General features: G+C 47.1%; 25 protein-coding genes. 19 read left to right on the top strand and 6 right to left on the bottom strand.

Translation table 11 applies throughout. The features are described from left to right. Nucleotides 1–21 precede the first annotated feature (21 nt). Complete coding sequence (trpS, locus tag OCV59_RS05590) at nucleotides 22–1,002, top strand: tryptophan--tRNA ligase (protein ID WP_147593508.1); 981 nt, start codon at nucleotides 22–24, stop codon at nucleotides 1,000–1,002. A gap of 27 nt (nucleotides 1,003–1,029) precedes the next feature. Here trpS and OCV59_RS05595 read toward each other — a convergent pair whose 3' ends face one another. Further along, nucleotides 1,030–2,691: an AraC family transcriptional regulator gene (locus OCV59_RS05595; protein WP_262584140.1), complete on the bottom strand. Its 1,662-nt coding sequence runs from the start codon at nucleotides 2,689–2,691 to the stop codon at nucleotides 1,030–1,032. Nucleotides 2,692–2,904: 213 nt separating this feature from the next. Here OCV59_RS05595 and OCV59_RS05600 point away from each other — a divergent pair, with 213 nt between their 5' ends. Continuing rightward, nucleotides 2,905–4,557 (top strand): APC family permease, encoded by a 1,653-nt coding sequence (locus OCV59_RS05600; protein ID WP_147593510.1) that lies wholly within the window; start codon nucleotides 2,905–2,907, stop codon nucleotides 4,555–4,557. Between the two features lie 31 nt (nucleotides 4,558–4,588). On the opposite strand, the gene OCV59_RS05605 is transcribed toward OCV59_RS05600, so the two are convergent. Then, the gene (locus tag OCV59_RS05605) at nucleotides 4,589–5,176 is read right to left on the bottom strand and encodes a TetR/AcrR family transcriptional regulator (RefSeq protein ID WP_147593511.1); all 588 of its coding nucleotides are present in this window, start codon (nucleotides 5,174–5,176) and stop codon (nucleotides 4,589–4,591) included. A gap of 127 nt (nucleotides 5,177–5,303) precedes the next feature. Here OCV59_RS05605 and OCV59_RS05610 point away from each other — a divergent pair, with 127 nt between their 5' ends. Beyond that, nucleotides 5,304–7,301, top strand: a complete 1,998-nt coding sequence (locus OCV59_RS05610; protein WP_147593512.1) for an oxidoreductase — start codon at nucleotides 5,304–5,306, stop codon at nucleotides 7,299–7,301. A gap of 176 nt (nucleotides 7,302–7,477) precedes the next feature. Here the strand turns inward: OCV59_RS05610 and OCV59_RS05615 are convergent, their stop codons facing one another. Continuing rightward, nucleotides 7,478–7,885 (bottom strand): DUF4854 domain-containing protein, encoded by a 408-nt coding sequence (locus tag OCV59_RS05615; RefSeq protein WP_147593513.1) that lies wholly within the window; start codon nucleotides 7,883–7,885, stop codon nucleotides 7,478–7,480. A 72-nt stretch (nucleotides 7,886–7,957) separates the two neighbouring features. Then, nucleotides 7,958–8,713 (bottom strand): lysophospholipid acyltransferase family protein, encoded by a 756-nt coding sequence (locus OCV59_RS05620; RefSeq protein WP_147593514.1) that lies wholly within the window; start codon nucleotides 8,711–8,713, stop codon nucleotides 7,958–7,960. A gap of 150 nt (nucleotides 8,714–8,863) precedes the next feature. On the opposite strand from OCV59_RS05620, the gene OCV59_RS05625 reads away from it, so the two are divergent. Further along, nucleotides 8,864–9,529 carry a phosphatase PAP2 family protein gene (locus OCV59_RS05625; protein WP_147593515.1) on the top strand — a complete coding sequence of 222 codons (666 nt, stop codon included), beginning with the start codon at nucleotides 8,864–8,866 and terminating at the stop codon, nucleotides 9,527–9,529. A gap of 48 nt (nucleotides 9,530–9,577) precedes the next feature. Here the strand turns inward: OCV59_RS05625 and OCV59_RS05630 are convergent, their stop codons facing one another. Further along, nucleotides 9,578–10,036: a shikimate kinase gene (locus tag OCV59_RS05630; RefSeq protein WP_147593516.1), complete on the bottom strand. Its 459-nt coding sequence runs from the start codon at nucleotides 10,034–10,036 to the stop codon at nucleotides 9,578–9,580. Nucleotides 10,037–10,242: 206 nt separating this feature from the next. On the opposite strand from OCV59_RS05630, the gene OCV59_RS05635 reads away from it, so the two are divergent. Then, nucleotides 10,243–11,172, top strand: coding sequence for a nucleotidyltransferase family protein (locus OCV59_RS05635; protein WP_147593517.1), 930 nt, complete (start codon nucleotides 10,243–10,245; stop codon nucleotides 11,170–11,172). 22 nt (nucleotides 11,173–11,194) lie between these two features. Here OCV59_RS05635 and OCV59_RS05640 read toward each other — a convergent pair whose 3' ends face one another. Continuing rightward, complete coding sequence (locus OCV59_RS05640; RefSeq protein WP_147593518.1) at nucleotides 11,195–11,782, bottom strand: hypothetical protein; 588 nt, start codon at nucleotides 11,780–11,782, stop codon at nucleotides 11,195–11,197. Nucleotides 11,783–11,895: 113 nt separating this feature from the next. Between OCV59_RS05640 and OCV59_RS05645 the strand changes: the two genes are divergently transcribed. From OCV59_RS05645 to OCV59_RS05715, 14 genes are all read left to right on the top strand, one after another. Beyond that, the gene (locus OCV59_RS05645) at nucleotides 11,896–12,624 is read left to right on the top strand and encodes a glucosaminidase domain-containing protein (RefSeq protein ID WP_147593519.1); all 729 of its coding nucleotides are present in this window, start codon (nucleotides 11,896–11,898) and stop codon (nucleotides 12,622–12,624) included. Between the two features lie 161 nt (nucleotides 12,625–12,785). After that, nucleotides 12,786–13,073 carry a 30S ribosomal protein S6 gene (gene rpsF, locus OCV59_RS05650; RefSeq protein ID WP_147593520.1) on the top strand — a complete coding sequence of 96 codons (288 nt, stop codon included), beginning with the start codon at nucleotides 12,786–12,788 and terminating at the stop codon, nucleotides 13,071–13,073. A gap of 15 nt (nucleotides 13,074–13,088) precedes the next feature. Beyond that, entirely contained in the window at nucleotides 13,089–13,535 is a 447-nt protein-coding gene (locus OCV59_RS05655; RefSeq protein ID WP_147593521.1) for a single-stranded DNA-binding protein, read from the top strand. An 18-nt stretch (nucleotides 13,536–13,553) separates the two neighbouring features. Next, a complete protein-coding gene (rpsR, locus tag OCV59_RS05660; protein WP_147593522.1) occupies nucleotides 13,554–13,787 on the top strand; it encodes a 30S ribosomal protein S18 in 234 nt (77 codons plus the stop codon). 140 nt (nucleotides 13,788–13,927) lie between these two features. Continuing rightward, entirely contained in the window at nucleotides 13,928–15,112 is a 1,185-nt protein-coding gene (locus OCV59_RS05665; protein ID WP_147593523.1) for a hypothetical protein, read from the top strand. Next, nucleotides 15,109–15,573 carry an NfeD family protein gene (locus OCV59_RS05670; protein WP_147593524.1) on the top strand — a complete coding sequence of 155 codons (465 nt, stop codon included), beginning with the start codon at nucleotides 15,109–15,111 and terminating at the stop codon, nucleotides 15,571–15,573. Before OCV59_RS05665 ends, OCV59_RS05670 begins: the two co-directional genes overlap by 4 nt. Before the next feature lie 61 nt (nucleotides 15,574–15,634). Continuing rightward, on the top strand, nucleotides 15,635–16,672 hold the full coding sequence (locus OCV59_RS05675) for an SPFH domain-containing protein (RefSeq protein WP_147593525.1): 1,038 nt from the start codon (nucleotides 15,635–15,637) through the stop codon (nucleotides 16,670–16,672). Between the two features lie 121 nt (nucleotides 16,673–16,793). Beyond that, on the top strand, nucleotides 16,794–17,546 hold the full coding sequence (locus OCV59_RS05680; RefSeq protein ID WP_147593526.1) for a DUF2232 domain-containing protein: 753 nt from the start codon (nucleotides 16,794–16,796) through the stop codon (nucleotides 17,544–17,546). Between the two features lie 42 nt (nucleotides 17,547–17,588). Then, a complete protein-coding gene (locus tag OCV59_RS05685) occupies nucleotides 17,589–19,370 on the top strand; it encodes a DHH family phosphoesterase (RefSeq protein ID WP_147593527.1) in 1,782 nt (593 codons plus the stop codon). A gap of 4 nt (nucleotides 19,371–19,374) precedes the next feature. Continuing rightward, a complete protein-coding gene (gene rplI / locus OCV59_RS05690) occupies nucleotides 19,375–19,818 on the top strand; it encodes a 50S ribosomal protein L9 (protein ID WP_147593528.1) in 444 nt (147 codons plus the stop codon). An 18-nt stretch (nucleotides 19,819–19,836) separates the two neighbouring features. Further along, nucleotides 19,837–21,171 (top strand): replicative DNA helicase, encoded by a 1,335-nt coding sequence (gene dnaB, locus OCV59_RS05695; protein ID WP_147593529.1) that lies wholly within the window; start codon nucleotides 19,837–19,839, stop codon nucleotides 21,169–21,171. A gap of 12 nt (nucleotides 21,172–21,183) precedes the next feature. After that, nucleotides 21,184–22,446: a DnaD domain protein gene (locus OCV59_RS05700; protein ID WP_147593530.1), complete on the top strand. Its 1,263-nt coding sequence runs from the start codon at nucleotides 21,184–21,186 to the stop codon at nucleotides 22,444–22,446. Beyond that, nucleotides 22,398–25,268, top strand: a complete 2,871-nt coding sequence (locus OCV59_RS11995; protein WP_317239921.1) for a LysM peptidoglycan-binding domain-containing M23 family metallopeptidase — start codon at nucleotides 22,398–22,400, stop codon at nucleotides 25,266–25,268. The genes OCV59_RS05700 and OCV59_RS11995 overlap by 49 nt, the downstream gene beginning before the upstream one ends. Nucleotides 25,269–25,311: 43 nt before the next feature. Further along, the gene (locus OCV59_RS05715; RefSeq protein WP_147593532.1) at nucleotides 25,312–25,590 is read left to right on the top strand and encodes an HTH domain-containing protein; all 279 of its coding nucleotides are present in this window, start codon (nucleotides 25,312–25,314) and stop codon (nucleotides 25,588–25,590) included. Nucleotides 25,591–25,828: the final 238 nt, after the last annotated feature.

Raw genomic sequence — 25,828 nt, forward strand, 5'->3', positions numbered from 1 at the left:
TTTAAATTTTAAGGAGAGATTATGAAACGTGTTTTTTCCGGCGTACAGCCTACAGGAAATATCCATCTGGGAAATTATCTCGGAGCGCTGAAGCAGTTCGTAGAGCTTCAGGATGACAATGAGTGCATCTACTGCATAGTTGACCTGCATTCGATAACGGTTCCGCAGGATCCTAAGGAACTGAGAAAGCATATACTCGACGTGGCGGCTCTGTACCTTTCAATAGGTGTGGATCCGAAAAAATCGACTGTTTTCGTTCAGTCGGATGTAAGCGGACATTCAGAGCTTTCATGGATACTTACATGCAGCTCATACACAGGTGAGCTTTCGAGAATGACACAGTTCAAGGATAAGAGCAGAGGCAAGGAATCAGCACCTGCAGGACTTTTCACATATCCTATCCTTATGGCGGCAGACATACTGCTCTATGACACTGATATCGTTCCTGTCGGCAACGATCAGAAACAGCACATAGAGATATGCAGAGATATAGCTATAAGAGTAAATAACAGATTCAAGGATACATTCGTGATACCTGACGGAAGATTCCTGAAGGAAGGCGCACGTATCATGGCTCTCGACGATCCGACAAAGAAGATGAGCAAAAGCGCTGAGAACATCCACAGCAGGATCTCACTTCTCGACGAAGACAGCAAGATCAAAAAATCGATCATGCGTGCGACTACAGACTCAGACGGCGAGATCAGATTCGATCCTGAGAACAAGCCTGGAGTGAGCAACCTGCTCAATATCTACAGTGCGCTTTCAGGAAAGAGCATAGATGATATCGTTGCAGACTTTGCAGGATGCGGATACGGTGACTTCAAGAAAGAGCTGGTCGAGATCACAAAGGAGGCGCTCGTGCCTATCAAGCAGAATTTCAATGAGATCAGAGAAACAGAAGAACTCAAGCAGATACTGCGTGACGGTGCAGACAGAGCTAACACTATCGCAGAGAAGACGATGAAGAGAGTCAAGGCTAATTTCGGACTCGGATTCTAAGTATTACAGAGCTGCATAGGAGCAGACTCATTCTCTGAAGAATTTTATATGAGCTATATCCATAGGCTCAAGACTGGTTATATGCTGATAATTTTTCATACCGGGAACGATCCTGAAAGACGTTTCCGGTATTGTCATATTTTCTATGCATCGATAGTCTTCCTGATCTATATCAGGCATGAAATCGAGCTGCTGCCAGTAGGAAATACATGAATGTCTTGCAGAGAGTATTTTCTGAGTAAGCTTGTGCTTTTTTGAAACATTATTGAAATCAAATATCATATCAGAATGCAGCACAGGACTGTTATTGTACACTATTATGCTGTAATTTTCACTGCTGTGTGTCACTATATAGCCGGGACCGCAGTACGCAATATCTTCAAAGAGCTCAAACCAGAACATGTACAGGTAGTAAAGCGGTTTTTTCATACCATTCACAGTAAAAAGTCCGTTTTTATTTTCTTCTGTATCTATGATCTGAAAATTTTCAAGTGAAAGATCCTTTTTTCCGACTACTGTATCAAGCAGATCGATGCAGTGTTCATGAGGTGCGTATTTATTATATAAATTTGCCGGTGTTATATTTTTATTTACAGCTTCACGGAGCTCAGGAACATTCGTAAAGAGGCGTTCTGATATTTCATTTATGAATGATCCGGAATGAATACATTTGCTGCTGTTTCTGTCATTCAGCTTCAGTGACAGATTAATAGATATGTGAGTTTTTTTAGTATCGGGAATGTTGGATATCTCTATTTTTGACAGTTCTTTTTCTATAAGCGGCATTGCATCATTCAGCGAAAGATGAGTGCAATCAGGATCTTTTTCAAGTATTGTTTCGCTTTTGAATTCATTACGGTATTTTTTAGGATGCATACCGAACCATTTTATGAAAGCGTCTATGTAATAATTATAATTTGAAAATCCTGTGTCAAGTGCTATTTTTGATATAGCTTTATCAGTTGCCAGTATTTCATATTCAGACATCTCCACTCTTGCCATATTGATGAAATCACGGAAGCTTTTCCCGACAAAACGCTGAAAAAGGTGAGAAAGATAATATGTATTGATATTCTCTTCAGCAGCTATTGCAGCAAGACTTATTTTGCTGCTGTAATTTTCATAGATATAGCATATAATACGGCTTATTCTGTCTGTCTGAAAAGAATCATGCGAAATACGGTATTCATTTAGATTGTCTTCTCCTATTCTGAAGTTGCGAAAATCTTTGTAAAGTGTTTTAAATATTTCTGCAGCACAGTCATTTATATTATTATAGTTATTTTGATTTTTTTCATCACGCATCAGTTTTACAGCAAGAGAAAATATCTGTTTTCTGAGCGTTGCCTGGTGCGTGTAAAATATATCTGCGTTTATTGAACGCACAGAAAAGATCTGTGAGCCAAGGTTTGGGAATTTTTCTGAAAAATGATCAAGGTCAAAACTGAGAACGAGCATCTTACATTGTCCGTTAAGGCTCTGGAAACCATGTATATCGTAAGAGTGGATAAAGTGTATATGATTTTCTTTAAGATGATAGTATGCATATGCAAATTTCATTCTGGCTTCTCCGGAAAGGACGTAGCATATCTGGATGTCATTTGTATGCATATGCCATGGGTAATTTCCGAATTCTATTATATCTGCACGTACAGGCATGTTATCTGTATAATCTATGTTCTTTTTCATATAATTCACCATACTTTTGTTATAAACGGTATCAAAAATATAAAAAACTTTCTTTCTTGCTATCTATTGATATTATAACATCAGCAAATAAAAATAAAAATATCAAAATATTTAAATTTTCTAAAAAATATCAACAAGAAAAAGATAGTAAACAGGGGCCTATAAAAATATACTAGATAAACCGGAAAAGTTTATGAAAGGAAGGTGTCTGTTATGGATACTCGTAAAGATGGTGTAACGGCTTTAAAAAAACATAATGTCGGTATCATAAGCCTGACGGCTATAATGTACTGTGCATGTGCGGCAGGTGCTTTCGGCGTTGAAGAAATGGTGTCAGCCAGTGGTCCGGGCATGACTATACTCATGCTTCTGGTGTTCCCTCTCATATGGTCAGTACCGTTTTGCCTTGCTGTTGCAGAACTTGGTGCTGTGATGCCTGAGGAAGGCGGCGCATATGTATGGGTAAAAAAATCACTTGGTGAATTCTGGGGATTCATAAGTGCATTTCTGCTCGCGATTTCATTTTATGTGGCAAATGCAGTATATATAGTACTTTCGATAGGATATCTTTCATATTTTGTTGAGCTTACTGTTTTCCAGGCTTTCTGTCTGAAAATAATACTGGTTGCGGTTTTTACGATCATAAATCTGTTTGGGATACAGGAAGTAGGAAAACTGAGTACATTCCTTACGATAGTAGTTATAGCTGCATTCACACTTGTTACTATAGTGGGATTTGCTAACTGGAACCAGAATCCTGTAGAGCCTTTTATGCCTCAGGATTCGGGCATAGTGGAAAGTATAGGCGGATGTGCTGCTATATGCATATGGATGTATTTCGGGTATATAAGTCTTCCTAATATAGCCGGAGAAGTCGAAAATCCGCAGCTCATACCTAAAGCAGTCATAATCTCTCTGCCTCTGGTCACTATAACATACGTCCTTCCTACTATAGCAGGACTGGCATCAGTTGGACAATGGGAAAGCTGGACTACAGACGGCAGCAGCGGAGTAGGGTTTTCAACGGTGCTGACTGATTATATAGGGCCTTTTATGGGACTGGTATTCTGCCTTGTTGCGATAGCTTCACAGCTTGCTATTTTTAACAGCCAGCTTGCGACAGGGTCGAGGGGCTTCTTTGTTCTCGCAGATGACAACCTCTGTCCGAAATTCCTGCGAAAAGTTTCAAAGAAAAAAGGTGTGCCGTATGTAAGTGTGCTGCTTTATACGGCAGTGACTCTGGTACTTATGGAATTTGAATTTACGGCACTTGTGCTCCTGGAAGTAACGTTCGGACTGGTTACATATATACTGGTATGTATCGCGCTCGTAAAGATGAGAAAGCTGTATCCTGTGGAGAAGCGTGCCGGAATGTTCGTGATACCCGGAGGGAAAGCAGGGCTTTACTATTGTGCACTGCTGCCCATAATAGTTTGCGCTGTAGTGCTGCTCATCAACGGCACAGATTATTTTACAGGCGGGATACTGATGATACCTGCAGCTGCAGTGTTTTACATAATATTCAAATGGATATACGGAGGGCTGTACAAGACTGATCCGGATATGTATCCGGTAAACAGAAAAACAAGGCTTGCAAAAGGCGATACCGGCAGGCTTGGAGCGTTCTGCCTGATAGTCGGTATTTATTCGCTTATAAGTGTTCCGTTTCTTAACTGGTATGAAGGAGACTGGGGGCATGAATATTATCTTGAAACATACGGAAGCGGTATGCTGAGTGATTTTGAAGGCATGCTGAACATACTTCTGTGGTACGGGGCAGCAATGGCAGTTTTAGGAATAGTGCTGCTGATATTATGGAGAAAGTTCGATCCTTCTGATAAAATCAAAGAGCTGTATGTGAAGTAAAAAATCAGATCGCATATTCAAATTCTGATGTTTATTTTTCTGAAAGCCTGTCAATATAGACAGAAAGCATTTCTTTCGTTTTTTCTTTCAGGTCATAGCTTCCATCGTGAAGGGCCCAGTCAAAGATCACGCCGCGAGCTATCAGAAAAAGGTCATTTGCAGTATCTCCGGGACTCTTGCTGACAGAGCAGAGTCCTTCTTTTTGTGCATCACTTATGGCATTTTTCAGGATCGTATGCATCGCACGATCTTCCGAAATGAACAGGGTATTTTCAGGGATATACATTTTCTGTGTCAGCTGCACTCCGTTTTTCTCTGCCATTTCAGCGTAATCCCGGAAAAAAGCATGTATTTTTTCATCAAAAGGCAGCTCGCTGATCTGCACTGCGAGTTCATTTTCATAACGGGCGTCTGCCGAGCGGTAAAGATCCATGAACAGATCCAGTTTTGATTTATAGTAATGATAAAAAGTTCCCACGGATATACCGGCAGCTTTTGCTATCTGGCTGACATTGATACCGTCGAGACCGTGCTTCTGTATCAGCTTGATGCCTACTTTGTATATTTTGTTTTTGGTAGCCTGTGCCTGTTTATCGCGGCTGGTCATTTGCTTTTTCATAAAAGTATTCCTTTCTTCAGATATTTTAACTGAGATAAATTTATATTGCAATGAACAATTTCATATGATAGAATCAATTCATCGAATAGGTTCAACTAATTGATCTGGTGATACGAGGAGGTGTCGTATGAGTTTTAAATATGAAAAGTTATATACGCCTGTGATGATCGGCAAGTGCAGGATAAAAAACCGTTTTGCCATGGCGCCGATGGGACCTTTAGGCCTTGCGGATGCGGAAGGCGGTTTTAATCAGCGCGGTATAGACTACTATACGGAACGTGCCAGGGGCGGAACAGGTCTTATAATAACAGGAGTGTCATTTGTTGATAATGAGATAGAAGAACACGGCATGCCTAACTGTCCATGTCCTACTTACAATCCTGTACAGTTTGTGAGAACAGGCAGGGAAATGACTGAGCGTATCCACGCATACGGTGCAAAGGTATTCCTCCAGATGTCAGGAGGTTTCGGAAGGGTGACTATCCCGACGAATCTGGGAGAATTCCCGCCGGTAGCACCGTCGCCGATACCGCACCGATGGCTTGACAAGACATGCAGAGAACTCACGAAAGAGGAGATACGAACAATAGTAGAACAGTTTGGGAAAGGTGCATTCAATGCAAAGCGTGCAGGTTTTGACGGGGTGCAGATACACGCAGTGCATGAAGGATATCTCATAGATCAGTTTGCCATATCACTTTTCAATCACAGAACAGACGAATATGGCGGAAGCCTCGAAAACAGACTGCGATTTGCACGTGAAATAGTACAGGAAATAAAAAGAACATGCGGTGAGGATTTTCCTGTTACACTGAGATACAGCCCGAAAAGCTTTATAAAAGATTTTCGTGAAGGTGCTCTGCCGGGCGAGGAATTCGTGGAAAAGGGCAGAGATATAGAAGAAGGGATAGAGGCGGCAAAGCTTCTTGTTGAATATGGATATGACGCTCTTGATACCGATGTAGGTTCTTATGACTCATGGTGGTGGAGTCATCCGCCTATGTACCAGAAAAAAGGGCTTTACAGACCTTTTGCCGAACTGATGAAAAAAACAGTCGATGTTCCTGTGATATGTGCAGGAAGAATGGATGATCCGGATATGGCTCTGGAAGCTCTTGAAAACGGTGAAACTGATATGATAAGTCTTGGCAGACCGCTCCTGGCAGATCCTGATTATGTGAACAAGCTCAGAAGCGGCAGGGTATCGGAGATCAGGCCGTGCATTTCATGTCATGAAGGCTGTATGGGGCGTATCCAGGAATATTCTATGCTGAACTGTGCTGTCAACCCGCAGGCATGCAGAGAACGTGCAAATGCACTGAATCCTGTCAGGATACCTAAAAAAGTCATGATAATAGGCGGCGGCGTTGCAGGATGTGAAGCTGCAAGAGTGCTGGCGCTTCGCGGTCATATGCCGTCACTTTACGAAAAGGGAAGCAGGCTGGGCGGAAATCTGCTGCCTGGAGGTGCACCGGATTTCAAGGAAGATGATATCGCTCTGGCGGACTGGTTCACTACGATGCTGGAAAAGCTCAGAGTTCCTGTATATCTCAATACTGAGGCAAGCGCAGATGATATCAGAAAATCGGGAGCAGATGCTGTGATCCTGGCTACAGGTTCTGTTCCTAAAGTATTCTCGCTTGGCGCGGATGAACATGTATATACAGCAGCGCAGGTGCTTATGAAAGAAAAAGATGCCGGAGATACGGCAGTTGTAATAGGCGGAGGGCTTGTAGGCTGTGAGACTGCATTATGGCTGGCACAGCAGGGAAAAAATGTAAAGATCGTTGAAGCTCTGGACAGCATACTGGCAGTGAACGGACCACTGTGCCATGCCAACAGTGAGATGCTTGAAAAGCTGATACCTTTTAACGGTATAGAGGTGATAACATCAGCAAAGGCTTCCGGATATGACGGCAGAGTGCTTACTGTGAGCACGGCAGAAGGAGAGAAGAAACTTGAATGTGATTCAGTGATATTATCAGTGGGATACAGCGAAAACAACAGCCTGTATCACGAGATCGAGTTTGATATCCCTGAGCTGTATGTTCTCGGAGATGCGAAAAAGGTATCGAACATAATGTATGGTATATGGGATGCATTTGAAGTGGCAAATCATATATGATTTGTGATTTTATAAAAAACAGGACAGTCCTCATAAAATCGAGGCTGTCCTGTTTTTTTATTATTCAGGAAATATCGTTTTCGATATTTCCTGAATATCAACAAAAGTTTCATATGAAAATATGTGGCGAAGCCGCTTTTGTTAAAATTTACGCACGTTTATACATGAATGAAATGTTATTTTGTATATTCATTGCTGTATATCTCGGTGCCTGCCGCATCCTTATATATGACTTTTACAGTCACGCCTGTTATGCCCGAACCTTCTTCAAGGTCTGAAGCTACACCTGTGAATGTCGATTCCATGCTGTTCATTGCGCTTTCCATCTCAGGCTTCATAGCTGCGATAGTGTCTTCATCGAAAGTCTGATCGTATGTGTAAGTGAATGTTACCACATTTCCCTTGACGTCTACGTTCATTCCGTCGCTTGACAGTGAGTCGATAGTTTCCTGAGCCTCAGAGTCGCTGTTGATGTACTCCTCGAGAGTTTCAGGGCTGCTGCCGCATCCTGCGAATAACATAGCCATTGCCATGATCAGTGAGAGGATGATTCCTGAAGTGATGATTTTTTTAGTTGCTTTCATTTTTGCCTCCTTTAATGAGATGATAAATTATTTTATATGAACAGCCTTTCAGCTGTCATTGACCATCAGCCATCAGATTTCAGCTGATTCCTGAAGCTTCTGCAGTTCCTTTACGCCGTCGACTATGATCTTCTCGACGCGGTCGTTGAGCTCCTTTTCTTCTTCTCTGCTCAGACCTTTCGTTTCAATAGGCTCATGAACGATTATGTCGATCCTTGCACCTTTGAGATAGCCTTCTTCCTCGAACATCTTGTAGCTGCCGTTCAGCGAGATCGGCACGATAGGGACTCCCGGCTTCGTAGCCAGCTTGAGAGAGCCTTTATGGAATCTGCCGGGTACAGGTCCCTTGCTCCTTGTTCCCTCAGGAAAGATCACGAGCGAAAATCCCTGCCTGATATATTCGATGCCTTCGCTTATCGCCTTGAGCGAAGCACGCGGATCATCACGCTTTATAAAGACGCTGCGTATCTTTCTTATCCATTTGCCGTAAAACGGTATTTTAGCGAGATCCTCTTTTGCGACGAATGCGAACTGGAAATTCCTGAACGCTGCGCAGTATGCGAATATATCAGCATATCCCTGGTGGTTTCCGACGAGTACAACAGGCCCGTGCTCCGGAAGATTTTCGATGTTGTGCACATTGACTGTGCTCCCGAACATTTCCATGACTTTAGGACCCCAGTATGAAGTCGATTTGAGTATATATTCTCTTTCTTTCTCAAAGTCGCCGGCTTCGCGCGCAGCATCGATCTCCCTTTTATTGGGCTTGAGATATTTGAGACAGTGCAGGAGCTTGTAGGCTCCCGGTATATTTGCAAAAATTTTCATTTGGACCCCCTGTATATTATATATTTGAGCCGCCGGGCACACATGTAACTATAATACCATAACGAGAGGTATTATGGTACAATGAACATGAAATCATACAAAAATCGGATAACAAATTGATTTGATATAAAAAACAGGGAGATGTGAGAAATGAACAGTGATATCGGTAAAAACGGATTTGTGATAAGAGCGTGCGTATTCACCGTGAGCATCGCGGTGTTTTTCATGATGCTATTTCTTGTGCAGTCGGGAAAAGCCGCGGCGTTCGACGATGCTGTCAGATTCTTTTTTTATGACATGAGAAGCGGTGCATTGACGTCTGCAGCAAAAGTGATGACTTATCTGGGAAACTGGCAGTCTGTAACGGCGCTGTGCATCATACTGCTGATAATAAAGCCGACGAGGATCAGATACGGGATCCCTGTTTCGGCAGGTGCGATCTCTGTAACGGTGATCAACAAGATAATAAAAAATCTGGTCCAGCGAGACAGGCCGGATCAGATTTATCATCTCATAAAGCAGGGCGGATATTCATTCCCGAGCGGTCATTCGATAACGAGCATGTTTGTGTTCGGCATTCTGATATATCTCGTCAGGGTGAATGTGCAGGACCGCACAGCGGCGAACATCCTGACCGTGGTACTTGCGATACCTATGGTGTGCATAGGCCTGAGCCGCATTTATCTCGGTGTCCATTATCCTACTGACGTGCTGGCGGGCTGGGCGCTGGGGATCGCTGTCATGATGGTCGTTATTGAGATCGCAGACAGGCTCCGCAGGCGCTCTCATGAGCCGTCTCCGCAGGAGAGGTCATGATCATATATCCGGCTGCAGTGTATAGTGCATGATATGCTGCCGGATCGGTCACATCCCGATCGAATCGTAAAGCGCACGCTGTCTCGTGTAAAGATCTTCGAACGCTTTTTTTCGGGATCCTTCACTGCCGAAATGCATGAAGGCATGTGCGGGATCCTTTGTTTTTTTTGCATTTTCCCACAGCTCGTCGACTGACATGTTTGCTCCGGCGATCACGAGCCGGTGTTTCAGTATGATATCTCTCGACATTTCGTCGTTGAGCACGCCGTCTCCGCAGTATACGACCAGATCGTCCTCCGGGAGCTTTGACAGGATCTCATATTCCTTGTTCCTGTACTCGTGCTCGCCCATCAGCATGCAGATGCGCAGGATCGAGCGGCCGTCTGCCCTTTCTATCTCCTCATCCAGCGACAAAAGTGCACAGCCTTCGCGCTCTGCAGTCTTTTCCGCGATCTCCCGTATGGGAGCCCCGAAATACCCCGTTACAAAAATAATATTCTTACTCATAGTTATCACCTTTCAGATCAATGCCGCCGCAGGCCTCATGAGAGTATGCCGCCGGACGGCTGAAGCTTTGCATAAATGCCTGATGTACTCCGCACATTATACCACACGCGCGGCCTTTGAATAATAAATTTGTAAAATCTGCAGTATTTGGTATAATTGATAAAAACGAAACAGAGCAACATCACATAAAGAAAGAGAAGAAAGCTATGAAAAATAACGAAAAACCAACACTGATAATAATGGCGGCCGGCATGGGGTCGCGATACGGCGGGCTGAAACAGGTCGATAAAATAACGGATTCAGGAGAGATCATCCTCGATTTTTCGCTCTATGACGCGATGATGGCGGGTTTTGAGCGCGCGGTGTTCGTGATAAAGGAGGAGCACAGGGAGCTTTTCAGAGAGGTGGTCGACGAGCGCGCCGGAAGGTTCATGGAGATAGAGTACGCGTACCAGAAACTTGATGATGTACCGGACGGCGTGAAGATCCCGGAGGGCAGAGAAAAGCCGTGGGGCACGGGGCATGCGGTGCTTTCGTGCAGGGATCTCGTAAAGGGCCCTTTCGCGGTGATAAATGCTGACGATTATTACGGCCCGAGCGGTTTCACGGCTATCTATGATTATCTGACTGAGCATCAGGACGGAGAAAAATACTCGTACTGCATGGTCGGATATCAGCTGGCGAATACTGTTACGGAGAACGGTCACGTGTCGAGGGGAGTCTGCGACATAGATGAGAACGGGTACCTCGAGAAGGTTACTGAGCGAACGAAGATCATGAAAAGGGATCAGGGTATCGCGTATACCGAGGACGACGGCGAGACATGGGTGAGCCTGCCTGAAGATACTGTGGTCTCGATGAACTTCTGGGGATTTTCGAGGAGCATGATGGATGAGCTCGGCAAGGGATTCCCTGAGTTTTTTGAAAATGTCGTGGCAGAGAACCCGCTCAAAGGTGAATATTATCTTCCTGCGGCTGCCGACAGGCTCGTGCATGATGGAAAGGCGCAGGTCAAGGTGCTGAATTCCGCTGACAGGTGGTACGGGGTGACCTACAAGGAGGACAAAGAGGACGTAAAAAATGCCCTCGAGTCTATGAAAGACAAGGGCATGTATCCTGACAAGCTTTGGAAATAGGTGGTATAACTGTAATGCAATATCAGCTCGCGGGCATTTGCAGGTTGCCGAGCACGGTCTTCATCAGGTCGTCGGTCATGATGATGTTCCAGCCGTAGTATCCGTCGTCGATCATCGGGATGTACACCACAGTTTCAAGTACAGTACCGCTGTCTGCGGCTGCTTCGACCTGCTGCACGTATATCTCAAGGCACTTCGCGTTCAGGTAGTCCTTGTCCGCGATCTCGTCTGACTGCAGATTATCCGTGATGTATTCATATGATGCGGCTTCATATCCGGACAGCACATTGCTGAAATCGCCGCTCGTGATGCTGACCTTTGCGACTGCGACATCATCTTTTGTCTTGATCTTTTCTATCTTGTACGAGAAGTTCCTGAACAGCGCCTCGTTCATCCTCTCGACTACGGCATCATCACCCTGGACGTTAGTGATGAAGTTGACATAGCTGTCATCCATGTATTTTTCCATAACACTGCTGTCGCGGTTTTTCAGACCGTCCATAAAATCGCTGACCGCATCGTGTGGAGTCGTCGATATCAGGTTCACGACACCGGACTGCATCAGCAGAGAAATGAGCAGTGTTATTACGGTTTTGAGTATATGCTGCATATTTTCACACCTCTGGCTTCACTGTCTGTCTAAGCATGATAGCTGTTGTTTTTTCCTGACATATTAACTATAATATATTAGAATCCTTTGATTTTCAAGTATACGAGGTATTTATGGACGATAGAGAAAAAACAGTTTATGTGATAAACAGGAAATACGGCCGTCATTTTGCAAAGATCGCCGTGCTGACCGTTTTTATACTTGCGCTGTGCGCGGGGCTTTTTTTCGCCGGCATATATGCGACAGCTGAGGATATCCGGAGCGATGCTGCAAAGGCCAGCAAGCTGCTGACAGAAGAAGGAGCCGCGTCTGCCAGGGATGTGGATCTTGCAGATGCGCTGAGAACGTCGACGGTCGATCGTGTGATAAATGACAGGCAGATACCGGCCTATACGACTGCACAGGTAATGGCGATGGATGTCAGCAGACCGAGCGGAGTCACAGTGGCCGATCTGAAGCTCGTGACGACAGGCGGTCTTGTCGGCCTTGAAGAAGCATTTTATCAGGCCGAGCAGGACTACGGTATCAACTGTCTGTTCGTGATGGCGATCGCAGCGCATGAGAGCGCCAACGGCACCATGTGCTTCGCGACAAATAATATGTTCGGATACGGGACAAGCGGTTTTTCTTCAAAAGCCGAGGGCATCGACGTGGTTTCCGGGGCTCTGGCGAACAGCTATCTGTCACCGGGCGGCAGCCTTTATTCGGGAAAGACTATATCTGATGTAAATAAAAAATATGCGGCCAGCACTGCGTGGGATGACAAGGTCGCAAGTAACATGGTCAGCTACTATGCGACGATAAGCAAAAGCCGCAGCGCGGCGCTGGATAGGCTGAAATAGGCTGAAATAGCAAGAAAAGCTGAGATTTCTCAGCTTTTTTGCTTGCAATAACCTGCAGATAATGTATAATATAAAGGCATGTGATTTCGTGTGCGATTTTGCATGCAGTCCTTGCAGCAGGAAAAGCCTGCTGCCATTTAGTCCATAAGGAGGTGAAAAGAATGATCAATTATGAAGTTATGTTCGTTATTGACCCTGCGATCGAAGATGATAAGAAAGAAGCAACTATCGAAGCTGTTAAAGGTATCATCGCTGCTGAAGGTGAAGTAGGCAACGCAGATGTATGGGGTATGAAAAAACTCGCATATCCTATCCAGAAGAAGACTGAAGGATATTATGTTGTTATCGAATTCAAGGCACAGCCGACTCTGCCGGCAGAGCTCGACAGAAGACTCAAGATCTCAGACAACGTAATCAGACACATCATAATAAACAAAGATGAAAAATAGGAAGAGGGGTGCAGTATGAATAGTGTAGTACTGATTGGAAGATTAACCAGAGACCCTGAAATCAGGTATATACCGGAAAGCCAGATGGCTGTAGCAACATTTACTGTAGCAATAGACAGGCCGGTAAGATCCGGACAGGAAAAGAAAACTGATTTTCCGCGAGTAACAGTATTCGGCCGTCAGGCTGAGAACTGCGAAAGATTTCTGGCAAAAGGCAGACTTGTCGGCGTCCAGGGAAGGATACAGACAGGCAGTTATACCAATAAAGACGGCATTACAGTCTATACGACAGACGTAGTGGCCGACAGAGTAGAATTTTTGGAATGGGGCGACAGAAACGAAAGATCAGGCGGCGGCAGCAGATATCAGAGCTCGCAGCCATCTAATCAGGGCTCTGCCGACAAAGACATGGGCGTACCTGAAGGATTTCAGGCACTCCAGGATGATGATATCCCGTTCTAAAAGAAAGGAGATAATATCATGGATAATAAAAGACGTGGCGGCATGAGAAGAAAAAAAGTATGCCAGTTCTGCGCTGATAAAGCTGAAACTATAGATTACAAAGACGTTGAAAAGCTCAAGAAGTATGTGACAGAAAGAGGAAAGATCCTTCCTAAGAGAATCACAGGAACTTGCGCTGTTCACCAGAGAGAGGTAACAAGAGCTATCAAGAGAGCAAGAATCGTTGCTCTGCTGCCTTACACAGCTGAATAATCAGTGACGGGACAAGTCATAAATATTAAAAACAAAAACCGGGCATCACACCCGGTTTTTTGTATAAGAAAATACATGTGTTTATGGTATAATAATTTGTTAAGTAATAGATATCACTATCAGGGTAAGGGACAGGAGGTATGATGAAGCAAAGGAATCTAACACGCATAACGGTTTTTTTGTGCATGCTGCTTCTGATATTTGCGACTGCATCGGGCGCATATGCGGAAACTTATTATTTTGAATGCAGAGACGGCGGTATCAGCATTTACAAAGAATCAGGCTGGGACAGCTGGCAGATCGCAGAGGTCGATAAAACGGAAAGCTCAGGCAAGCCTTTTGAACATATCATGACGGCTGCAGAAAATGGCATTAGTGATCCGCTGATGTTCGATATATATTTTTCTGCAGACGCAGTGACGGACGGCGATTACGTTTATTTTTACAGCGATGAAAACGATGCGCGGGATTATTATGATAAATACGGGAAAAATGCTCTTGTGCAGCTTTACACGGAACAGATCGCATCGGCAGATCCCGGTGCTCAGATAACGTACGGCACGCCGGTATTCACAGAATATCAGTGGAACAGCTTCCTGAAGACAGATATCGTGATGACAGCCGATCTTGACGGAGACGGACAGCAGGAAAGCAGGACCGATACGGTGTTTCTCACTGCCTCGATGACGTCAAACACCAACTTTGTGATAAATGAGGTGCTGGTATTCCATAACGGATACGGATTGCAGCTCACACAGGATCAGCAGGACACAGCTGCTGAGATCGTCGATGAATTCTCCGAATACGGATACGGTGACGATATGACAGGTGACCATTCCGATGATGCGGTGTATTATGCGGACGGCATAAGCGATGGAGCGATAGGAGCAATGGCGATCTTCACTGTGGCGATAGTTCTGATAATAGCAGCTGCCGTCGTGGCGGTGATACTCAGGCGCAGAAAAATGAACGGCGGATCGGCCGGCACGCAGTTCAGGATGCCGGGGAGTTCCGGCACGTCAGGCATGCATGCGGCGCAGAGCAGTGCAAAACGCAGGGATCGTAAACTGCGCGATCTGCACGATGCGCACAGAGATCACATTGATCGCAGCGGCAGGGCCGCCGGTGCCGCAGGGGAACGCCGGGCACGTCAGAGCAGCAGCGCGGGAGCTGTGATGCAGCAGGCTGTATCAAGTGACGAACAGCGTTACCTCGACAGTCTGAAGACGCTTTACAAGTCAGGGCTGCTGACCAGAGCGGAAATGAATGAGATGATAGAACGTCATCAGGTGCAGAACATGAGGAGAAGAGGAGGAAGGCCATGACGATATTCGGGATAACATTCAGTGAAGCTGTGATGTGGCTGATGATCGCCGGGATAATGGCGATACTCGAAGCGATCACGATGGGACTCACGTGCATATGGTTCGTGGGCGGCGCGGTGTGCGCAGCGATCGCAGCAGCAGTCGGAGCTCCTGTGATCGTTCAGGTCATAATATTTCTTGTAGTTTCCGCGATACTCGTCGCATGCACCAGGCCGCTGGCGAAGAAAAAGCTCAATGACAGAGTGCAGAAGACGAATATCGAGTCAGTCGTCGGCCAGACAGGCATAGTCGAGGAAGACCTCCCTTCTTATGGAAAAGGGCAGGTGCGCGTCGACGGCAAGGTGTGGACGGCAGTCTCGGAGGGAAGGCCGATCGATAAAGGCAGACTGGTAACGATAAAAAGCATCAGAGGAGTCACGCTGACAGTCGAGGAAGTCAAGGAAACGGCGCAGAACAGATAAAAGAGACAGCAGAGCCGGCTCAGCCGGTTTGAGTATAAAAGGAGAAAAAAGGAGGATTAAGATGTATCACACAGGAATTTCAGCGGGGGCGATAATAGTGGTGCTGATACTGATCGCACTGATCATCGCGCTTGTTGTCACAAACATCAGGATAGTGCCGCAGGCAAACGCATACGTACTGGAAAGGCTCGGGGCATACTACACCACATGGCAGGTGGGTCTGCACTTTAAAATACCTTTGATCGACAAGGTGGCAAGAAAAGTGTCGCTCAAGGAACACGTCATAGATTTCCCGCCGCAGCCGGTGATAACGAAGGACAACGTAACGATAGAGATCGACACCGTAGTGTATTTCCAGATCACAGACCCTAAGCTTTACGCATACGGCGTAGAGAACCCTATGGCTGCGATAGAGAATCTGACGGCGACAACGCTCAGAAACATCATAGGCGAGCTCGAGCTCGACGGAACTCTGACGAGCAGAGAACACATCAACAGCAAAATAAGGATAGTGCTCGACGAGGCAACGGATGCATGGGGCATCAAGATCAACAGAGTCGAAGTGAAGAATATCAACCCGCCGGCAGACATACAGATGGCTATGGAGAAGCAGATGCGTGCGGAGCGTGAACGAAGAGAAGCGATCCTGCGTGCGGAAGGTGAGAAAAAATCGGCAGTTCTCATAGCTGAAGGTAACAAGGAAGCGGTGATCCTCGGAGCAGAGGCTGCAAAGCAGGCAGCTATAAAGGCTGCAGAGGGTGAAGCGGAGGCCATACTCATGGTGCAGCGTGCTACTGCTGACGGTATCAGACTGCTGAGCGAGGCAGGCGCGACTAAGGAAGTGCTGACGCTCAAGAGTCTCGAGGCGTTTGAAAAGGCGGCAGACGGCAAAGCCACGAAGATCATAATCCCTGCGGAGATACAGGGGATGGCGGGGCTCGCCAGTGCGCTCACAGGCATAGTAGAAGGTACAGGTACACCGGAAAAGGCGAAGACCGGAAATCGCGCGATACCTGCGGGAGCTGCTGCTCAGAACACCGCAGACTATAGCACACAGCCGGCTGCAGGGACAGCTGCGCCTTTGCATACACAGCTGTGATGATGCGGCTGTAAAGCCGGTGAACAACCGGCAAAGTTATACACAAACAACAAAAAAAAGACAAAATGTCGCAGTTGTGATATAATAACCATTACTTATAAATAATTTTAGGAGAAACAGAATGTACCTATTGCTGATTTACTTTCTTATATTAGTCGTGCCGATAGCAGTAATGCCGGGGTATATCAGAACAGGCAGAATGTCACCGTACAGGACGGTCATGCAGGCAACGCTGATCGTAACAGTTATGACAGTGATCGTGTTCATGGTCGCATCGATGACAGGCGAGGGCATATTTGCTCAGCTGCAGGAGCTTATCGACGACATGGCTAAGGAACTGGCAAATAATCCTATGGTCGAGGATTCGCTGAATCTCGCATCAGTCAGCAAGGCTGACAGGATCGAATTCATCAGCGGGCTTTACAAAAGCGCATTCGCAGTGATGCCTGCAACTATCATGGCGATGAGTGCAGTAGTATCATATATAGAATATATCATAATCTCAAAGATCATGAGCAGACGTGTCGCGACGGTCAGGAGAATGCCTAAATTCAGGGAATTCACGTGGCCGGGCAGCGCTCTGATGGGGATAATGGGAATGTATCTGCTGTCGTGGCTGCTGACAAAGACAGGCGTGTTCGTAGACAGCATGGTTTACATGAATATAGATTTCCTGTTCAACTTCATGTTTTCACTGCAGGGAGTTTCAGTCGTCTTTATGTTCTGCCACATGAAACGCATACCTAAAGTCATAGGCGTCATAGCGGCAGTGATACTGTGGATGACATATTTCGGCAGGATGGCGCTGCTGCTGATCGGAATGATAGATCTTGTATTCGGAATAAAGAAAAGGATACAGGGCAGGAGCAGTTAAGCGGCGCGGATCAGTAATGAAAATCAATTTCAGGAGAGGAATATGTACGTAGGAAGAATAGAAAAACTGCTGGCATATTACACACTGGTGCCGATGTGCATAATCAATTCCATCGGAAAAGTCACCAGGGCAAATAAAAGGATCGCAGATGTGTTCAAGTATGACGGGATCATAGATGGAGACATTTTCGCGCTTACGGGGATAAAGCTCCCGGAGATCGTCATAGCGGCAAAGGAAGGCACTGCGCTTTATCTGAAGAGAAACGACAAAGCGTTCAGGATACTGTGCGGATTCATCGGAGAAGGAGAGAACGCCTCTGTGATGATGTCGTTCATAGACATAACTTCCTTCGAGAACCTCAAGGATCTTTACAATGAAGAAAAACCGTGCATAGCACTGATAAACGTCGATAATCTGGAAGAACTCACGCCGAGCGGCAAAGAGGAGAACGAGCTGGAGATCTCCACGGAGATAGATAAGCTCATCAGAAACTGGAGCGCAGGCATGGGGGCAGCCGTTTCACGCTACAAGGATCACATGTATGAAATGCTGCTGACACAGAAAAATTACAAACAGCTGGTAGTCAAAAAGTTCTCGATACTGGATGATGTGCGTGCTGTGGAGACCAACATGGATTTCCCGGTAACGCTGAGTATCGGCATCGGCATCGGCGGCAAGACGATCGCCGAGAGCGAGGACTATGCACAGGATGCTCTGAATCTGGCGCTCGGGCGCGGCGGAGATCAGGTCGTGGTAAGGAATGTAAAGAATTTTGAATACTACGGCGGCAAGTCGCAGAGCGTCGAGAAGGGCTACAAAGGCAAATCCAGGATAATAGCGCATGCGCTCAAGCTCCTGATGACACAGTCAAACAGGATATTCATAATGGGACACAGCAATCCGGACATGGACAGCTTCGGAGCGGCGCTGGGGATATACAGAGTAGCAAAGTCTATAGGCAAGGAAGCCTATATAATACTCAACTCATACAACAACACGCTGGAAGATATCGTTCAGGATGCGAAATCGTTGGAGCAGTACGAGTTCCTGACTTCGGAAAAGGCGCTCGCGCTGGCTGACGGCAGTTCGCTCGGTGTCGTTGTAGACACGCATCGCCCGATACTGGTCGAGTCGCTGGAGCTGCTCGAAAAGATAAACAGGACTGTCGTGATAGACCACCACAGGCGTACGGAAGGCGATCTGCCGAACGTGCTCCTCTCGTACATGGAATCATATGCATCATCGGCATCCGAGCTGGTTTCGGAGATCGTGCAGTACGCGTGCGAAAAGAAAGCGCTCACAAAGCTGGAGGCCGACGCACTGCTCGCGGGCATAATGGTTGATACGAACAGGTTCGCTGTAAAGGCTGGGGTCCGCACATTCGAAGCGGCATCATGGCTCAGGCGTGCAGGGGCGGATCTGGAAAATGTCAGGAGATATTTCCAGGCAGACGTGGAGAGCTTCAGGCTCAGAGCCATGTGCATCGCAAATGCGCAGTTTTTCGATAACGGTGTGGCGATGGCGGTGTGCCCGGGCGAGAATCCGGACGCGCAGATAGTCAATTCGCAGGTCGCTGACGAGCTGCTGACGATAAAAGGTATCAAGGCAAGCTTTGTTGCGGGCAGGAACATGAAGGGCCAGACCGTAGTGAGTGCAAGGTCGCTCGGCGATATGAACGTCCAGCTCATCATGGAAGAGTTCGGCGGAGGCGGCCACTTCAATACAGCAGGAGCCCAGTCGGATCTCACCCCTGAGCAGCTGCTGATAAAAATAAGAGAAACATTAGAGAAGACATTTCGTGAGAACTTCACAATAGGAGGCTAAAATAATGATAGTTATACTGACAAAGGATGTTAAAGGAACAGGCAAGGCGGGCGAAGTCGTAAAGGTAAGCGACGGATATGCGAGAAACATGCTCCTTCCAAAGGGTCTTGCAAAAGAAGCTACAGAAGGAAATATAAGAAATCTCGAGAAGCAGAAGGCTATCGCTGCAGAGAAGCATGCTGAGCAGAAGGCTGCAGCCGAGGAACAGGCCAAGGTACTGGAGTCAAAGACTCTCGTGATAAAGTCAAAGGGCGGAGAAACAGGCAAGCTGTTCGGTTCGATAACATCAAAGGATATAGCTGACGCACTGCTCAAGCAGGAAAACATAAAAGTAGACAAGAAGAAGATAGAAATGGACGGTCCTATAAAGCAGGCAGGTGACACAGAAGTCACTATCAAGCTTTTCTCTGAAGTTACTGCTACTCTCAAAGTATCGGTTACAGTTTAACCGACAGGAGACAGAGTAATGGAAGGAAGGATACCTCCGCACAGTATAGAGGCGGAAAAGTCTGTTTTAGGTGCAGCCCTGCTTTCAAAGGATGCACTTTTTGACGTTGTGGAAGTGGTAAAGCCCGAGGACTTTTACGATGCGAACCACAAGGAGATATTCAAGGCAATGCTCGATCTTCACAGGAAAAACTCACCTGTGGACGCGCTGACCGTATCCGAAGAGCTGAAGAAAAAGAACAGCCTCAACATGGTCGGCGGCAGAGCATATATCGCATCGTTGTCATCAGGCACGCCTACGATAACGAATGCCGTGGAGTACGGCAAGATCGTTGCAGAGAAAGCGTCGATAAGAAGAATGATAGATATGGCCGACGACATAATGGCCAAGGGCTACGATGAATCCATGGAAGCCGGACAGATGCTCGACTATGCAGAGAGCGGCATCTTTGAGATTTCGCAGTCAAGACAGAAAGGTCAGTACACCCACATAAAGGATGTGCTCCTTGAAAACATAGAGATAATCGACAAGGCCTCGCAGATGGACGGGGGACTGACAGGCGTGACGACCGGGTTCAAATATCTGGACCAGATGACGTCAGGTCTGCAGAAATCCGATCTGATAATACTGGCAGCGAGACCGGCCATGGGAAAGACGGCGTTCGCGCTTTCACTGGCATTGAACGCTGCGGTAAAGGGCAAGGCCTCGGTCATGGTATTCAGTATGGAAATGGCCAAGGAACAGCTCGGACAGCGACTTCTTTCCATGGAGTCGAAGGTGCCGATGCAGAGCCTCAAGACAGGAAAGCTTGAAAGAAGAGACTGGGATGATATCAACATCGCGCTCGACATACTGTCAAAGGCGAACATACATATAGACGACACTGCAGGCATCAACATCATGGAGATGAAGAGCAAATGCAGGCGACTCAAGGCAGAAGAAGGACTCGATCTCATAGTCATAGACTATCTGCAGCTGATGAATCCGGAAGGAAAAGCCGATTCCAGGACGCAGGAGATCTCGGTGATATCGAGAAACCTGAAGCTGCTCGCAAAAGAGCTCAACTGCCCGGTACTGGTGCTGTCGCAGCTTTCCAGAGCGCCGGAAACGAGAACTGACCACAGACCGATGCTGTCGGACCTGAGAGAATCAGGTTCGATAGAGCAGGACGCAGATATAGTTATATTCCTGTACAGAGACGAATACTACAATGAGGATTCCGAGGCTCACGGCGAGTGCGAAGTCATAGTGGCCAAGCAGCGAAGCGGCCCGACCGGCACCGTCAAGATAACATGGCTCGACAAGCTGACGAAGTTCGTAGACAGCATGGGAAGCAGCGGTCCCGGATTCTGATACGGAGGATAGATGGGTTTCAGGAAAGAGAAGACAAGCGATTATTTTCTGCTGGATACCAGCGTTGAAAATATCTTTATAAATGAATACATGGCATCCGCGCCGGGTGATTTTGTAAAGGTCTACATGTTCGCGTACATGTATGCGGGACTGGGGATCGATCTTTCCAGTGAAGATATAGCAAAGCATCTGGCGATGGATATCGAAGATGTTCTGAAGGCATGGACGTACTGGGATCGTATGGGCGTGGTCAGGAAACTGAGAAACGACAAGGAAAACAGACTGGTATACGATATAGAGTTTGTTAGCCTGAAGGAGCAGCTTTACGGAGAAAAGACGAAGAAAAAGACTTATGCGGATGAAAGCCGTATGCAGTCGTTCATGTCCGACAAGGACATACAGAGTATGTTTTCTCAGATAGAGAAAGTAACAGCAAGGACCGTAGGCGGCACGGAGATGATGGAGGTGCTTTCACTGATAAACGACTTCAATGCAGCGCCTGAAGTGATCGTCTACGCGTACTCTTACTGTCTGAACAAAAATAAAAAGAACTTCAAGTACATTTCGGCTGTGATAAAAAAATGGACAGACGAAGGGCTGCATGATGTGATAGCTGTTGAAAAATACCTCAGCGAAAACGACAAGAAGCATCACCTTTACAAACGCGTCTTCCAGGCCCTGGGCTTTTCAAGAAATGCCACAGAGGAGGAGATGCGCATAATGGATACGTGGTTCGAGACCATGGGATTCACACTGGAAAAGGTCCTTACAGCATGCAGCAAGACGTCGGGGATCTCCAGCCCGAATATAAATTATGTCAACAAGATACTGGTGAACTGGTACGAGGAACAGCAGAACAGAGAGGCAAAGGGCAGCAGCGGAGAGCTTACGACCGGTGAGATAATGAAATACTACAGCGTCCTGCGCCTCAAGGAGGAGCAGGACGCCGAAGAGCGGCGCGCACAGGTTTATAAGAAAGTGCCGCGTATAAAGGAGATCGAGGACGAGCTCAACAGGAGCAACAGCGAGATCTCCAAGATGATAATTTCCGACAGGGTCGACAAGGAAAAGGCAATGGAGGAAATAAGAAACAGACTTGATTCACTGAATATGGAAAGAGCGTTCCTTCTCACCGACAACGGTTTTGAGATGGACTATATGGATATAAAATACAGGTGTCCGCAGTGCAAGGATACCGGAATGCTTGAAACAGGAGAAAGATGTCAATGTTTCCGAGAGATAACAAGGGAAAAGATAAACTTAATAAACCAGTAGATACCGGGCGGGAAAACGAGCCCGCGACGGTGCCGAGGGAGACGATGAGCAGAGAAGATCTCTTTGCGCAGGATAAAGATGCAAAGAAGATCTTTGATGAGATCCGAAGCCTTCGGGAAAGTGTCGAGACACTCAAGAAAGACGATATGGATGTGCTGTCAGGAGCGGGTAAAAACAGCGCGACACAGACGGGCAGCGGAGTGAACCTCGAGTATACGCAGGAGATCAAGGCGGCAGAGCAGGCGATCATCAAGCAGGCGATCAGAGATGCCGAGGCAAAGAAGCTCGAGGAAGAGCGTGCAAGACGCAGAGACCTTGAAAACCAGCAGGCCAAAAAAGAAGCTATGGATGCGCAGCGCCGTGCGGAGATGGTCAGAGAAGAGGCTGAGCGCAAGAGGATGCAGGCAGAGGAGGCCCGCCGCAGAGCCAACGCCATTTCGAGAAAGCAGGCTCTCGACGCTATGGAGGCAGAGCTGCAGAAAAAGAACAGACAGCTGGAGGAATATGAAGCCTGGACGAGATCGGGCAGATCAGATACGGCCAGGACAGCTTCATCGAACCCCGACGGAAAGCCAGCTGCAGCCTTTGCATCATCAGCTGAAAATACGGTGACACCGTCAGTATCGTCACAGGCACAGTCGACTGGATCATATACATCGGCGGAAGCCACACCTGAAGAAAAGTGTGCTTTTTTCGGAGAGGCGGAAGCTTCACAGGGATCGAAGCCTGAGCCTGAAAAAGACCCGATGAAGGGTCTGGAAGAAGCCAGACGTGAGCTTTTAGAAGCTCAGAAAAAGCAGGGCGATGCCCTCGGAGCGATCTCACAGATCACGGAAATGCATACCGAGAAGCTCGCAGAGGAACAGCAGAAAAAACTCAGCCAGCAGCAGATACTGCTCAAGGCAGAGCAGGAAAAACTGCAGGAGCTGCTCGATGAACACAAGAACGAGCGTCTCGCCAGAGAAGAGCGTGACAGGAGAGCCAGAGAGATAAAGGTGCAGAAAGCCAGAGTCGAAAAGCTCATCAAGGAAGAACGCGCGAAGGCAGCCAGAGAAGAAAAGATCGCCAGAGCGAAGAAAAAGCATGAAGAAAAGATCCATAGAGCTGAGGCTAAAGAACGCCTGAAGCGTGCGAAGCGCGAGGCGGCAGAGAGAGCGAGACTTGAGAAAGAACGCCTCAAGGAAAAGAGCATCGCGGATGCAGAGCTCGGCGGCGGCGTTGTAAACGTCAAAGGACTTCAGATAAATACTAAGATAAAGGACACGCTTTCCGTTTCATTCAGAGACCTGCTGGGTTTTGCAGGAAGAAAGGAAAGAAAAGAGGCTTCTGAGGAGAAGACTCAGGAAATGCGTGAGGAACGTGAGCGAAGAAGAGAAGAGGCGCGTGAAGCGGTCGAGATCTCGATGAAGCAGCGATATGCTGACTATGAGAAGAGTCCGTTCGGAAAGAAGATGAGGGCGTTCAAGAATTTCTGCGACGCTCACAAGAAGCCGCTGCTCGTGATGTTCTCAGTCTTCATCATGTTGATAGTCGGAGTGGCGGGCGTGTTCAACTACTGCACTGCGTATGAATACTCGTACAACGGCAGAACGCTCGGGCTCGTGAAGGAAAAGGACGATGTGCTGAGGATCACGGATCTGGTGCAGGGTGCGCTGACCAAAGACAAGAATGTAGACGTCGTGATAGACCCGGCGTCCGATATAACGTTCAAACGTGTGTCCGCGCTGGGCGATGTCGAGATCGACAGCTCCGAAGAGGTGCTCAAGCGTCTTTCGTACATGGGTAACCTCAATGTAAAGGCATACGGTATATACATCAACGGTGAAAAGGTCGGATCCGTTGAAAACAAGAAGACTGCGGCGAACGTGCTGCAGGATATAAAGGACAGATATACGAGCAAGCGCGAAGGCGCCAAGATCGAAGAAGCTGTCTTTATCGAAAATGTGGAAGCAAAACAGACCAATACCGAGCTGGAAGACGTGCTTTCGGAAAAGGAAATGGTCGAGAGACTCTGCACGAGCGGAGAAAAGGAAACGATGCACAAGGTCGTTGCCGGAGATACGCTTGCAGATATAGCGAAGAGATATTCCGTTGATGAAGATGATATACTTGCGGACAATCCGGGCGTCGACAAGAAGAAGCTCGAAGTCGGCAGCACTCTGCTGATAAAGCAGAATGCTCCGGTGCTCACAGTTCAGATCACTGAGCTGGTGACATATGAGAAAGAGATCGAGTACGAGGTGGATGAGCAGGAAGACGCTGACATGTACGAAGGCGATACGAAGACGAAGCAGGCCGGTGAAAACGGAGTTTCGGAGATCACTTCAAGGATAGTGCTGATCAACGGCGAAGAAAAAGAGGAGGATCCTCTTGTAACGACGGTCAAGAAGGAGCCTGTGACAGAGATAATAACCGTAGGTACCAAGGAGAGACCGCCTACAGTCGGATCAGGCAAATACATATGGCCGCTTTCCGGCGGATACACGATGACTTCGAACTTCGGAGGAAGATGGGGAACTACACATGAGGGTATCGATCTCGGAGTTCCGGTGGGGACTACTGTAATGGCTGCCGACGGAGGTACTGTAACATATGCAGGCTACAGCGGAGCATACGGATATCTTGTTACCATAGATCATCAGAATGGAATGGAGACGAGATACGCTCACAACAGCGAACTTCTCGTAAGTGTAGGCGACAAGGTCTACCAGGGACAGAGCATAGCCAAGTCAGGAAATACCGGACGAAGCACGGGACCGCATGTCCATTTTGAGATCAGAGTCGACGGAGTAGCGAAGGATCCGCTGAACTATCTGCCGTGATAAAGCAGTGGTTTAGAGACAGCCGGATCAGAAGGAGGCAGTCATGCCGAGATTGAGTGAAGAGCAGATGGCTCAGCTTGAAAAAAATCCATTTGTGATAAAAGTGACCTCAGAGAAGATATTTTATTCGGAGGAATTCAAACGTCATTTTGTGGCCGAATACGATTCCGGAAAAAAGCCGACGGAGATTTTCAGAGAGGCCGGCTTCGATCCAAGGATGCTCGGCGCCAAAAGGATAGAGCGTGCGAGCGCAAGATGGAAAAAGACTTTCGAGAATATGGAGTTTTCCAGGAAGCGGAGGGTCGCGCCCAGATCGAGGTAGCTGGCGGCAGATCGTGTAAAGATAAAGATACTGCTCCGCCGCAGCAGGCGGGTGTCAGGCGGATCTCTGAAAACAGCAGAACATAAAGAAAAGCGCTGCAGCAGTGCGCATCGAGTCATAGAATGACGATACGCCTGCAGCAGCGCTGTTATTTTTTTGTGCGTTACGTGTAAGCAGCTGGTTTTAGGCCGGCAGGCAGTTTGCCGCTTGGCAATTTGAGAGCGCCACTCAGCATGTG

This window comes from Brotomerdimonas butyrica, assembly GCF_025567305.1.
Classification (GTDB): domain Bacteria; phylum Bacillota; class Clostridia; order Peptostreptococcales; family Anaerovoracaceae; genus Lentihominibacter; species Lentihominibacter butyricus.